At 45.6% G+C, this 13139-nt stretch carries 9 protein-coding genes and 1 pseudogene; 6 read left to right on the plus strand and 4 right to left on the minus strand.

The window, feature by feature from the left end; all coding sequences use genetic code 11:
* Positions 1-49: 49 nt before the first annotated feature.
* Positions 50-2268 (minus strand): annotated as a pseudogene (locus KFE26_RS10075) (TonB-dependent receptor domain-containing protein).
* A gap of 336 nt (positions 2269-2604) precedes the next feature.
* On the opposite strand from KFE26_RS10075, the gene KFE26_RS10080 reads away from it, so the two are divergent.
* Entirely contained in the window at positions 2605-3318 is a 714-nt protein-coding gene (locus tag KFE26_RS10080; RefSeq protein WP_212600319.1) for a DUF2461 domain-containing protein, read from the plus strand.
* A 93-nt stretch (positions 3319-3411) separates the two neighbouring features.
* Here KFE26_RS10080 and KFE26_RS10085 read toward each other — a convergent pair whose 3' ends face one another.
* Positions 3412-4008, minus strand: coding sequence for a TetR/AcrR family transcriptional regulator (locus KFE26_RS10085; protein WP_212600320.1), 597 nt, complete (start codon positions 4006-4008; stop codon positions 3412-3414).
* Between the two features lie 195 nt (positions 4009-4203).
* Between KFE26_RS10085 and KFE26_RS10090 the strand changes: the two genes are divergently transcribed.
* From KFE26_RS10090 to KFE26_RS10110, 5 genes are all read left to right on the plus strand, one after another.
* Positions 4204-4830 carry a glutathione S-transferase gene (locus KFE26_RS10090; RefSeq protein ID WP_212600321.1) on the plus strand — a complete coding sequence of 209 codons (627 nt, stop codon included), beginning with the start codon at positions 4204-4206 and terminating at the stop codon, positions 4828-4830.
* 78 nt (positions 4831-4908) lie between these two features.
* On the plus strand, positions 4909-5577 hold the full coding sequence (locus KFE26_RS10095) for a glutathione S-transferase family protein (RefSeq protein WP_212600322.1): 669 nt from the start codon (positions 4909-4911) through the stop codon (positions 5575-5577).
* Positions 5578-5816: 239 nt separating this feature from the next.
* Positions 5817-7208, plus strand: coding sequence for an RsmB/NOP family class I SAM-dependent RNA methyltransferase (locus tag KFE26_RS10100; RefSeq protein ID WP_212600323.1), 1392 nt, complete (start codon positions 5817-5819; stop codon positions 7206-7208).
* Between the two features lie 288 nt (positions 7209-7496).
* Positions 7497-7658: a hypothetical protein gene (locus KFE26_RS10105; RefSeq protein WP_006080915.1), complete on the plus strand. Its 162-nt coding sequence runs from the start codon at positions 7497-7499 to the stop codon at positions 7656-7658.
* 238 nt (positions 7659-7896) lie between these two features.
* Complete coding sequence (locus KFE26_RS10110; RefSeq protein ID WP_212600324.1) at positions 7897-11019, plus strand: NAD(P)-binding protein; 3123 nt, start codon at positions 7897-7899, stop codon at positions 11017-11019.
* Positions 11020-11061: 42 nt separating this feature from the next.
* On the opposite strand, the gene KFE26_RS24000 is transcribed toward KFE26_RS10110, so the two are convergent.
* A complete protein-coding gene (locus KFE26_RS24000) occupies positions 11062-11280 on the minus strand; it encodes a hypothetical protein (protein ID WP_249195658.1) in 219 nt (72 codons plus the stop codon).
* A gap of 181 nt (positions 11281-11461) precedes the next feature.
* Positions 11462-13135, minus strand: coding sequence for a diguanylate cyclase (locus KFE26_RS10115; protein ID WP_212600325.1), 1674 nt, complete (start codon positions 13133-13135; stop codon positions 11462-11464).
* Positions 13136-13139: the final 4 nt, after the last annotated feature.

Genomic DNA, 13139 nt, shown 5'->3' on the forward strand with positions numbered 1-13139 from the left:
TTTTTATGAGCTATATATACCTAGTCCACACAGCCTTGGTGATTAGTCTTTAAAATTCATAGGCTAAACTCAAACGAACATCACGCCCAGCTGCGGGTATCCCATCGGAGAGAAACGGCACCACTTGCAGATCCGTAAGATTTTTTACCATCAAACGCACACTTAATCCCTTTAAGATGGCTTGAGGTTCATAGGCGAGATACACATTCTGTAGGAAATAATTCTCGCTTGGAGACTCGGCATTAAAGATATCACCGTGGGGAACATTGGTTTGCGCATCATACCAAGCGCCCTGCCAAGCGATAGAAATATCATCTGTGATATACATGCCTAAACGCAGACGAATATCGAGCGGGGCTATGTTAGCTAAATATTCATCGTCATCTTGGCTGTCTCTGAGTGACCCATTGTGCTGTCCTTGCAGCCATGAAACCGCAAGATCACTGAACACATCTTGATAGCGATATTGGGCTTCAAAATCGGCACCGTAAATATGGTAACCATCAAGATTTGTATAACCACTTTGAATTAACTGGGTTTTATCAGACTTAGCTCCGCGGCGCTGGGCAATATCATCACGACCTAAATTGGCAAACAGGGTGATTTGCGTCGACAAAGCATCCTCATTGGCAAGTACATGCTGATGCTGCGTCATTAGGCCTAATTTGAAGGCATGTAAGCGTTCGACATCAATGTCGCGACTCGTGCCGGTAATGCTGGCTTTAGCGTATTGCACGGCATAAATCTCATCCACCACAGGGGCTTGCAAGCTATAAGCGTAATCAAAGTTTAACCGAGCGTGATTTGTCAGTTGATAATCTATGCCTAATCTGGGTGAGAACCCCGAATGATGGGTTGAGCTATAATCATGGCCCGCAGCAATATCATTGTAATCTGGTGCAATATTTGGTCGACCTATGCTGTAGATAAAGTCATATCGCAGCGAGGGAGTCACAGTTAAGTCATTAGTAAGATGAATTGCATCGCGAATATAGGCAGCATAGGTATCTTGACGGCCTTCAGGTTGGTAGTAAGGTGTGTACCAGCCAAAGTTTTTCTCGGGATTTGTTTCATAACTTTTGTTAAACACTAACGAAGTGCGGTCAAGACTACGGTACTGTAATCCTGTGGTGATCTCATGATCGCCAATCAAACTCAAGTTGTTAATATCAATGTAATCACGTTTATAATCTAGCCAAGATTCGTGGCCGAAGTTGCCTACGGAAACCGTCATTTCTCCCACGCGATATCGGGTCTTACCCAGTGGCGTGCATTCGCCGAATGGGAAATCACCACTTGAGTATCGATCAGGGGATTACTCGGCGAATAGCGATAATTAGCCGACCAAGTGTTGTCTTCATAGGTGTTGTAGGCGGTTGTGGCATACAGAGCCTGCTCGTAGGAGCCGTACTTTTTAATGTTGTAGTCCGAAATTGCAGGCATAGGGCCACGGCGGTTAGCCCAAGGTTTGCGGCCCTCATCAAGATAATGGGTCACGCTCAAGGCTAATTGGTGATCGCCCTGCGTGTAATCCATCTTACCCAGGTAGTTATTTTGCTCATAACCTGAATATTCAAACTCTTCACCATTGGCTAAAGTGACATCCCCCGCATCGCGACGCGTAAGATGCAGCAAGCCAGATAAATGTGAATTCACGCGGCCATAAACTGTCCCCGTATAACCCATAGCGTCATTATTGCTGGCGTAGCTGGTTTTGACTCGCGCGCCAAGGGATTGATCATATTTAAGAAAATCATCGGCCGATTTAGTGACCACATACATGGCCCCACCAAAACCGCCATTGCCCGAGCGCACATCATGGGCCCCCTTAATCACTTCCACTCGTTTGATGAGATCAGGATCGAGGAAAAATGAGCCGTAGCGATACTGCTCAAATCCCACCGGAGCATTATCCACATAAACGTTAAAATCTTCAGTCTCACCAAAGCCCCAAATATTAATCCGCTCACCGCCGCTGCGGGTACCGCCATCGATATGCGCCCCCGCCATATCATCGATCACTTCGGCGAAAGTTGTCGCCTGCATCTCCTCGATTTGATCCATGGAAATAATCGCTTCACCGGGTTTAGCGACTGTGATAGCCCTGCGATATTGCTGCCCATGAACCTGCAGGATCTCAATCGGCTCAACCTTAGGCTCGCCCAATACCTCAGCGGCGTACAACGGCATTGAGGGCAATATACATAATCCCATAAGCGACAGATTTCTATTCGCTTTCCACTTATCACACTTAGGCAGGCAACCCATTCAACGTCATCCTATTAACAAACCAATCTAAAAATAGGGCGGCATTATAGGCACTAACGAACAAGATAAGAATAGTTCTCACTTAGCTTTACGTGTAAATAACCGATTCATTGAAAACAAGGTAGAAGCGGCACAATGCAAAAATTTAAGTGAAGATCTTGCCGAAGGATGGCAGTATTGGCACCCAACTTGGCAGTCTTAACTATAGTGTCTTAACTATCGTGAGTAAGAACGAGCGGGCGATACGGGAGGATATGTCAGCAACTCACCTTGCTCCTCAATCGGCATTAATACTGCTTGTGCTCGGTTTATCTGCATTAATAAGGTTCCCTGATAATGGCCACTCTAACAACTAAAATCCCTATTGCGACTGGTGCAACGTTCAGCGCGGCGAGCCTGCAATTTTTAAATCAACTGGCACAAAACAACTCCCGCGACTGGTTTAAAGCCCATCAGGCGGAATACGAAGAAACAGTGCGAACGCCAGCGCTGCAGTTTATCGAGCAAATGCAGCCCAGTATTCTCGCCCTCTCGCCTAGGCTCACTGCCGTACCAAAAAAAGTCGGCGGCAGCTTGATGCGTCCCCAGCGAGACAGCCGTTTTAGCAAAGATAAAACGCCCTATAAAACCAATGTCGGCATTCAATTTCGGCATTTTCAAGGTAAAGACGTACATGCCCCGGGACTGTATCTACATATTGCCGAAGATGGCTGTTTTATTGCAGCAGGGATTTGGCACCCAGAATCGAAAGCCTTAAATGCCATTCGTACTTGTATTGATGAGAATCCTAACGGCTATAAAAAGGCGCTACAAACCTTACAAAGTCATGGATTTAATATGGATGGCGATAGCTTAACTCGACCACCAAAGGGATTTGATAAAAACCACCCTATGCTGGCAGAGCTAAAACGAAAAGATTTTATCGCAGTTAAAAATATCGCCTTTGAGGAACTCTGCCGCCCAGATGCAGCCAGTTTTTGTGCCGAGCAGTTTGCATACTGCACTCAACTGATGGCCTATCTGTGTTTTGCGCTGGACTTGGACTTTTAGAAATAGCTTTTAAAAATAAACTTTTAAAAAATAGATTTCTAAAAAACATGGCCTAGGCAAAAAACTAGGCCAATCAAACTATGTCATTTGCAGTTATGCCGTCTGATTAGTACTCAAACTACGTAAATAGTCTTGCAATACAACAAACGCATTGTCTAACAACTCATATTCGCCTGCCTTACCTAACACTCTAATCCCTTGTAATTGCAGCACTAAAAAAGCAGCAACTTGATGTGGTTGCACATGGGCTAATAGCTCTCCACGCGCTTGGCAAACTTGTAACACTTGGGTGAATGAGGTCTGTAATCGACAAAATAATCGCTGACATTCCTGCAGCACACTTTCATCGTTAAGGCTCTTTTCGAGCACAGCATTTTGCATAAAACAGCCGTATTTTTGTTCCCTCTGCAAAGCAACAAAGCGCGCTAAATAAGCTTCTATTTCAGCTAAGCCCGCTTTTTCATGCAGCAAAGTATCTGAAGCGCCAAAGGAGTAGTTATCGAGGTAGAAACTGAGGCACTCGCGATAAAGATTCTGCTTGTCGCCAAAACTGTTATAGAGACTAAATCGATTAATGCCTAAATGGCCGACAAGATCGGAAATCGAGGTTTCGGCAAAGCCCTTTTGCCAAAAAAGCTCCATCGCCAATATGAGTTTTTCTTGCCGATCAAAATTACAACTTCGTGCCATAAGCCTGCGACCTAATCTCTGAATACGCGTTCACGATCAGCTTTACCATTCCTCTTTACTACAGAAAGTTGAGGATAAAACATTCTTGACTGATTGTTTAGATATGGCGTAAATTCTAACCTAACCGAACGTTCAGAAAAAGCCTTATATGCCCGAATCGAGCATAAAGCACTGATAAAAACTACAGGACTTTAGATGAAACTCTACGAATTAGCTCCGACTCCCAGCGCACGCCGCGTCAGTATTTTTCTTGCGGAAAAAGGCATAGAAGTGCCAAGAGTGAACGTCGATATCCGTGGAGGCGAGAATTTAAGCGCCGAGTTTAAAGCCAAAAGTATGAATGGCCGCATTCCGCTGCTCGAACTCGATGATGGCAGCTACCTGTGTGAATCTGTTGCCATTTGCCGCTATTTAGACGAAATCCACCCGAGTGAGCGTTCACTGTTTGGTAATACACCGCTTGAGCGCGCCAAAGTAGAAATGTGGCAACGTATCATAGAGTTACAAGGATTAATGGTTGGGTTTCAAGCCTTTCGTAATTTAAGCGGCGTCTATAAAGACAGGGAAAATTGTGTCGAGTCTTGGGGCGTAGAATCACGCCAAAGGGTCATTGACTTCCTACCAAGCTTAGACCAACAATTGAACACGTCAGCCTTTGTGGCAGGCGATGCATTCAGTATTGCCGATATTTCGGCTTACGTTTTTATCAGTTTTATTAAAAATTTAGACATCGAAGTGGCTGATAACTTGCCGCATCTCAAGGCTTGGTTCAACACTATGGCGCAGCGTCCTGCCATAGTATCGTTAACCCCTAAAAAATAGCGGCGCTAATGCCTGATGATGAATATTCATGGGCACTAAAGTGAGTAGCTATAAGCGTTATAACCTAAAGGAATCATCATGATAGATTTATACACAGCCGCGACCCCTAATGGTTTTAAAATTTCCATCGCACTGGAAGAAATGGGACTTGAATATCGCGTCCATAAATTAGATTTCAGCACAAGTGAGCAAAAACAGCCCGAGTTTATCGCCATCAATCCCAATGGTCGCATTCCCGCCATTATTGACCGCGATAACGCGGATTTTGTGGTATTCGAATCGGGTGCAATTCTGCTGTATCTCGCCGAAAAAACAGGTAAATTCCTGCCAGCCGATCCTAAAAAACGCTCGCAGGTGATCCAATGGTTAATGTTCCAAATGAGCGGCGTCGGCCCCATGATGGGACAAGCCAACGTATTCTTTAGGTACTTCCCTGAAAAAATCCCCGCAGCCATTGACCGTTACCAAAAAGAAGGTCGACGTTTATTCGAGGTTATGAATACTCAACTAGCTACAAATCAATACCTTGCTGGTGACGAATACACGATTGCCGACATCGCAACTTGGCCTTGGGTGCGGATCCACGAGTGGAGCGGCATCAATATGGAAGGTCTGACCCATTTGCAACGTTGGTTAGATGAGTTAGCACTCAGACCCGCGTGCCAAAAAGGCATAATCACGCCGCCACCTGTGGAAATGAGTGATGAAGAACGGGCTAAGCAAATCCAAAAGATGGTGACGAAATAGTCATCTGCTAAGCGGTCATTGCGCGAATAGCCTGCAAATAACCCTTTGGTACTGAATGCACCATGAGTCTCAGTGACTCAACCACAAAAAGCCCCGCAAGTTGATGCTACTTTGGGGCTTTTTTTCTGCCTGTTATCGGGCAAAACTGCTACACTCTGCGCCACTTATTTTTCCCCTCTGTTACAGTTATGCCTCCTACATAAGGCGCAGCCACAGAGAGCATAATTCAGGCTAAATTTATGGGTAATCCAAGCAGCTTCTCTTCCGATAAGGCATCTAACTCAAACACATCGTCAGCGTTAAATACAGAGGCGAGCACCCCCGCGCAAAAACGTGCGCTCAGTTACGCCAGTACAATTAAGCAGTTATTCGATGAAATTCAAAGCAGTAAAATGCCCGCCGACCGTATTTTGGCAAACTACTTTAGAGAACATAAAAAACACGGCTCGAAGGATCGTAAAGTCATTCGTGAATCCTTATTTAGTCTATTTCGCTGGTGGGGTTGGTTTCAGCGATTAGGCGATCAACAAGAATCAGCAACTTATTTTGCCAGCCTAAGTGCCAGTGCGTTATTGGAAGCCCATGCTTGGCAAGATATCGCCACTGCTTGGCATGAGTTATCGCAGTCACCTATCGATTATCAGCAGGCTCAAGCACTTGCCGTTAAAAGCCTCGACGACAAACTCACGCTAATGCAGCATTTATTTCCCGCGGCTGAGTTTAAACCACAGGACTTATTACCCGAGTGGTTCTGGCAACGGTGCCCTGTAGATGCGGCGCAGCAAGCGCAATTAATTGAGGCTATGTCCAGTCGCCCACCGATTTGGGGCCGCGCACAGGGGATCACGAGTCAAGATGCGGCGACACAACTGCAAGCGCTCGGTATCGATGCTAGTTATGGTCATTACTTTAACGATGCCATTAACCTTGGCAGCAAGAGTATGAATCTTAATGAAATCGCCCTGTATAAAGACGGCAACATTGAGATCCAAGATTTGGCTTCACAGGTTATAGGGCAAATTTGCGCGCCAGAACCCAATGCCCATTGGTGGGATGCCTGCAGTGGTGCCGGCGGTAAAACCCTGCAACTGCGGTCTTTGATGCTGACCAAGGCTGCTGATACTCAAACCCCCTCCACGGGCAGCATTATATCGTCAGATATTCGCTCCAATGCCCTAGAAGAACTGACTAAACGTGCCCAAAGAGCCCACTTTAACGGTATTAGCGTTGCCCGTTGGAAGAGCGATGCCCTGCCGGTACCTGCGGATCATTTCGACGGTGTGTTAGTCGATGCCCCGTGCAGTTGCACTGGCACTTGGCGACGTAATCCTGATATGCGTTGGTTGGATGGTGTTGAAGCCGTGGCCGATAAAGCCGCGTTACAGCTCGATATTTTAAGCCGTAGTAGCCGTGCAGTTAAAGCGGGCGGCATCCTCGTTTACGCCACGTGTTCCTTGTCGCCGCTCGAGAACCAAGACGTGGTGACGGCGTTTTTACAGCAACATCCAGAGTTCACGCTCACGCCAATACGCCATCCTTTTACGGGTGAACAAACAGAAATGTTGACCGTATGGCCCTTTGAAGCGAATAGTGATGGTATGTTTGTCGCGCGTATGCTGCGCAGCAAGTAACACTAACTCATTATTTTGTATCAAAACTTGGCGCCTTTCATTCTGGGCGCCAGTTTCAATCATATAATATAATTTCCGATGATAATTACACTTATCCTTTAATTATCATAAAGATAACTCACACATCCCCCATTGAAATCTCAGATACGGCCATTTCAGTGGCAAGATATAGCCTTTGGACAAAACTTTTCACCATCAGTGATGAAATATTTCGCTTTAGCTTCATCTCTCCTTTGGGTAAAAAGATCGGGTGCTGCGAATGGCACAGGTATTTTTGGAATTTTGACCATGTCACACTCCTATGAATTTGACGACGATGATGCGCCATGGGGCGATAACGTCAAAGGTAAGCAAAAGAATAAACGCGTGAAACAGCGCCGCAGAGATACTAAGCGACGTTACTCGGACGATAATACAGAGGTGGATTTCTACCAAAATAAATCGAAGTAACTAAATCTAAGTACCCTTGCTCTCACGGGTTTGTTTTACAAATTCGTTCTGTGCTAAACCTGCCAAATCTGAGCAAGTTGGATAATATCCAACTTGCTACTCAACCCCCGTTATCACCTCTCAAATACTTAATCATTCCAGTGTAAAATCAATGGGCTTAATGGCTTATTTGCCCTATGCTTTTTGGGCTATAACTCCCAAATCATTGGACTTACACTGAAATTTAAGGATGAACGCCATGGAAAAACAGCGCCCCGACTTTATTTATCCCCAAGGCAGTATGTTGATGCACTCACCCTTAGTGCTAAATAAAGCCGATATGTACGGTTTTTTTCTTAAGGGGAAACAGGAAAACCTGCAACGCTCTATCGATAAAACCCTGAATCAAGTTGCCGGCAGCGCAATGTATTTTAAGGTGCTGTCTCCCTACGTACTGACAACCTTCACTCAAATTGAAAAAGCATATTCCGCTTATCCAGAGGACAGAGCTAAGGGCTGGATCCAAGAAACGGACATCATCACTTGGGTCATGGTCGGGCGCCAAGATAGCAGCGACAGTAAACAAATCAGCCAAGTGTATTTTCAGCCACTACACATTTGGGTGAACGATGCCATGGCCTTGATTAATGGCAGAGAACTCTTTGGTTATCCTAAGTATTTATGTGAATACACTATGCCAGCGGTTGGCGAGCCTCTGACGCGATTATCCCTTGAGACCAAAAGTTTTTTACATTTCTCACCCGAAACCGAACTTGCCCTGCATCCATTAATTGAAGTGAATTGCGATGCCAAACCCGAGGCACAGCTTTCAACCCTTGAAGCGATAGCTCAAACTTGGCAACTCTTTAAAGAACAAACCGATTTTATTCCAGAACTTGACCAGCTTGGCGAAGAGCAGCTATTTCATCTGTTATTTAAACCCGCTATCGATCAAGTATTTCTAAAACAGTTCCCCGACTCGTCAGGGCAAAAAGCCATTTATCAAGCCATCGTTGCCGCGCCAGCCCAAGTGAATAAAGTGCACAGTGTTGCCCTGCTAAAAAATGATTTTGTCGCGACCATTTTTGATAATGCCAGCTTTCCGTTAAAGGATACGCTCGGGGTCGAGATTGGTGAGCAGCACGTTTTACTCCCCTACCATGTGAACTTCGATTTTGAAGTGCCGCCCGGTGAGGTATTAGTCGATAACTCCGAAATCAAAAAACAGAAAATAGCCATTCTCGGTGGCGGTGTCGCGGCAATGACAGCAGCCTGTTATCTAACCGACAAACCCGGCTGGCAGAATCAATATGAGATTGATGTCTATCAACTCGGCTGGCGTATCGGTGGTAAAGGGGCAAGTGGCCGCAATGCCGCTATGGGGCAACGCATAGAAGAACATGGTTTACACATCTGGTTTGGTTTCTATCAAAACGCGTTTGCCCTAATGCGTAAAGCGTATGAGGAATTGGATAGGCCAGCAAACGCGCCGCTTGCGACTTTTTTTGATGCCTTTAAACCCCATAACTTCATCGTCTTACAGGAAGAAGTTGATGGCCGTTCTGTGAGTTGGCCAATCACTTTCCCAATGCTACCAGGCATCCCAGGTGACGGCACCGAAACCCTCACCTTCTGGAAAGTCGTTAAAGTCGCCTTTGCGTGGATCAAAAAATGGCTCAAAGACATGGATGACCTGCTCGATGCAGATGAAAATGCCATGGGAACACCTAAAAACTGGCTCGATAGCAGCTGGTTTGAACGCTTAAAAGATAAGTTAGAGGATTCGGTCGAAGATGCCAAAGAATCACTCGACGCGCTCGGTGATAAGCTTGAATGCCATTTTAATCAAATGATTGGCCGCGAGTGCGATGAGCATGTACACAGTGAAAGTGACGATGGTTTTGTAGAATCAGCTGTCGATGCCCTGCATCAAAGACTCGTGAAACGTTTTAGCGGACATTTAGATAATAATGACGAACTGCGCCACTTATATATAGCCGCCGATCTGGGGCTCACGATCCTCAAGGGCATGTTTGCCGACGATGTATTTGAAAAAGGCTTTGATGCCATCAATGGCTATGATTATCGCGAATGGTTAACCAAACACGGCGCCAGCCTTAAGTACACAGTCGACAGTGCGCCAGTGCGCGGTTTTTACGACTTAGTGTTTGCCTATGAGAAAGGGAACTTCGACAAACCCAATGTCGAAGCGGGCACAATTATCCGCGCTATGCTGCGTATTGCCCTGTGCTATCAAGGTGGCGTGATGTGGAAAATGCAGGCGGGCATGGGTGATGTTGTGTTTACACCTTTTTACGAAGTGCTCAAACGCCGCGGAGTCAATTTCCACTACTTCAATCGAGTTGATAATCTCGAATGCCGTAATCAAAGTATTCAAGCGATTGAGATCACTGAGCAAGTAGCTCTGGCGCCGACTGTCACAAACTACGATCCTTTAGTCGATGTGAAAGGTCTCGCTTGCTGGCCGAGTACGCCCAATTATGAGCAGCTTGAGCCTGAGCAATCGGCACTGCTTAAAGCCCATAATATCAATCTTGAACACTTCTGGAGCGATTGGGACAGCGTGTATGAAACTCACTTTGGCAAAGCCCTGCCGAAAAAGCGTTTAGTCAAAGGCGTAGATTTCGACAAAGTGATCTTCGGTCTATCCATAGGTTCTGTGCCCCACGTGGCGAGTGAAGTTATGGCACAAAGCCCAGCCCTCACACTTTGCGTTGATAAGGTGCAAACTGTCGCCACTCAAGCCTATCAACTGTGGATGAACCAAGATCTGAATGGGATAGGCTGGCCTAATTACTCTGAAGATGGAGAGGAACCCGTATTATCAGGCTTCACCGAACCCTTCGATACTTGGGCATCGATGAACCAACTACTAGACAAAGAAGATTGGCGCGGCTTAGAACCTAAAAATGCCAGTTACTTTTGCTCGGCATTGCCTGTCGAGGCCTATCCACCAAGCTCGGATGTAAATTTCCAACAACGGAAAACCTTAGAAGCTAAAGCGGGTGCTATCCATCAACTCAATACCGAAATCCATAAACTTTGGCAAAATGTCGGTGATAGCTTCCCTTGGGAATGGTTACACGATGAACAAGGCCGTCAAGGAGTTGCCCGCTTCGATAGCCAATATTGGCGCGCAAATGTAGACCCATCCGAGCGTTATGTCTTATCGGTTAAAGACAGCTCGCAGTATCGCATCACGACAGATGGCACAGGGATAGATAACCTGTATATGACGGGCGATTGGATAAAGACAAGCCTTAATGCGGGCTGCGTCGAAGCGGCGACGATGGCGGGAATGTACACATCAAAAGCGATATCGGGTCATCCTGCGGTGATTAAGGGCGAAAAAGACTTCTAAGCTCGTCCTTAAATCTAGCTAAGTCGCAAACTTGGACACTGCTCAGTCCAAGCAAAATGAAGCTAATAAATCTAAGATAAAAACATAAACGGCGCAGATAAATTCTGCGCCGTTTATGTTTTTCAATGTTCTAATAATACCAATCGTATTAAATATCTGTTCATTCAGCGGGAGTTCAACGCGCTTTAGACAAGGCGAAGGCTTGAAGGCATAGTGGTGTTCTGCCGAAAGCCTTAAACGCAGTATAAAGCGCGTTGCCATGTAGTAAACATCAGCCGCCCTTCGGGAGCCACACAGGCATCCCACTCCAGTGTTGCATTGACTTAAAAGGGAATAACCATTTCTGCGTCAATGCGCCTTGGATTGAAATACCTGTGAGGCTCTGAACTGATTAGCTATTTAATGTGATTGGTATAAAACGATTATTTTAAATTTTCAATAGCTAGCTTAAATGTAGCCTCACATCGACACCGCGAGTATCTGCATACTCTTGACGACGCTTATCCATACGCGATTGATATAAGTGAGTGTCAGCAGAACGCAACCACTCATGGGGATCTGCGACCTCAGTGTTTAACGACATCCCAAAACTACACTGGCAATCTTTAAAACCATGGCTTGCTAATTCTTCACCTAAGCCACTCAAAGCACTCTGTAATAACTGGATACCAGCAGAAGGCGTCACAATCACAAACTCGTCACCACTAATACGATAAACCTTCATGTGCGCTAAGTCTGTTGCTTGCAATAACTGCACTATCAACAGCAATAATCTATCGCCTTCTTGATGGCCGAGTGTTTCATTGACACTTTTCAGACTATCGATATTCAATAATGCTAACGCCATCGGTTGCACGACTTTATCGGCAAATCCTAATTGTGAGTTCATATATTCGTCAAAGGCATAACGATTACCGACTCGCGTTAATCCATCTAAACGTGCCTTTTCCCATGCAATCGCTAACTCTTCAATATGCGCCTTACGTTCCTCAGCAAGTAATTTCAGCTTATTCGCTAACGCTAAGGACAGCAGCAACGCATCGGCCGTGCCGCCCATCAGTGTCGCCAGCTCAGCATGTTCGATAAAATCAGGGGTTAACCCCATATTTCCGGGTAAAATAATCACCGCAGGTAACAGCAAGCAGGTAAAGGCAAGAATAAAATAACGTGCAGGAGCAAAGCCTTTCATCAAACACACATTACCGCAGGTAATCGCTAAAGCAATCCATAGCATAATCAGTACAGAAGCAATAATTGCCGTATAGGATAACAACCAAATACTGGTCGGCAGAGCCACAATGCAGGCAAACATTAAATACTGACTAAGACGCCACAGCCGCGGAGAGTAACTAGGTAACTGCAGGAAGTGCTTGTAAAACATGATATTAAAAATGGGCAAACTGATGAAAAACAGATGATGCAACTCGAGGTAATGGAAATTAAATAAGTGTGCAGGCAAATGGAAAGTCAGTGCCCAGCCACCAAAATAGGCAAATACGTAAAGACCATAGTAGAGAAACGCTTTATCAAGAATAGAGATATAAATCAAAATATTATATAAGGCGATAAACAATAAGCCGCCCAAACACAACAGCACTGCCATTGCGAGACGGTCAGACATAAGTTGATGATCCGCCACACTTTGCAATGCTATCTCAGGGGGAGAGGAGTAATAACGGCTACTCAGCTTCACCACCAACCAATAATCCGTGCCCATATTCAAGGTGACCTTACGGCCATAATCGAATAAAAACTGGTATGGAGCAGTGTAGCCACTGTGGGCATGTTGTACGCTGCCGTCACTGCCGAGTATCCAATAATCTACGGATTCAATAATCGAATTACTTGCATCCACTACCCAGTTTGATTGACGTTGATTGACCATCACAGGTGTAATCATCCAATAATCGCCACCGGTTAAGCTGACCGAACTAGCTTCGTCGAGTTGTCCCATCCAATGGGGCACGGTTTCAAACCGCTCAGGAGGCTGTTGATCCGCTTTAGCATGGAACAAATACGGGGAGTCCAACGCAATTTCAGCGCTTAATACAGAGGGACTTAATGTCCACAAGAAAAGTAAAAAACACCCAAATAGAGTTTGTTTAAGTTTGTTCATCGGC

The organism is Shewanella sp. M16 (assembly GCF_018224605.1).
Taxonomy (GTDB): domain Bacteria; phylum Pseudomonadota; class Gammaproteobacteria; order Enterobacterales; family Shewanellaceae; genus Shewanella; species Shewanella oncorhynchi.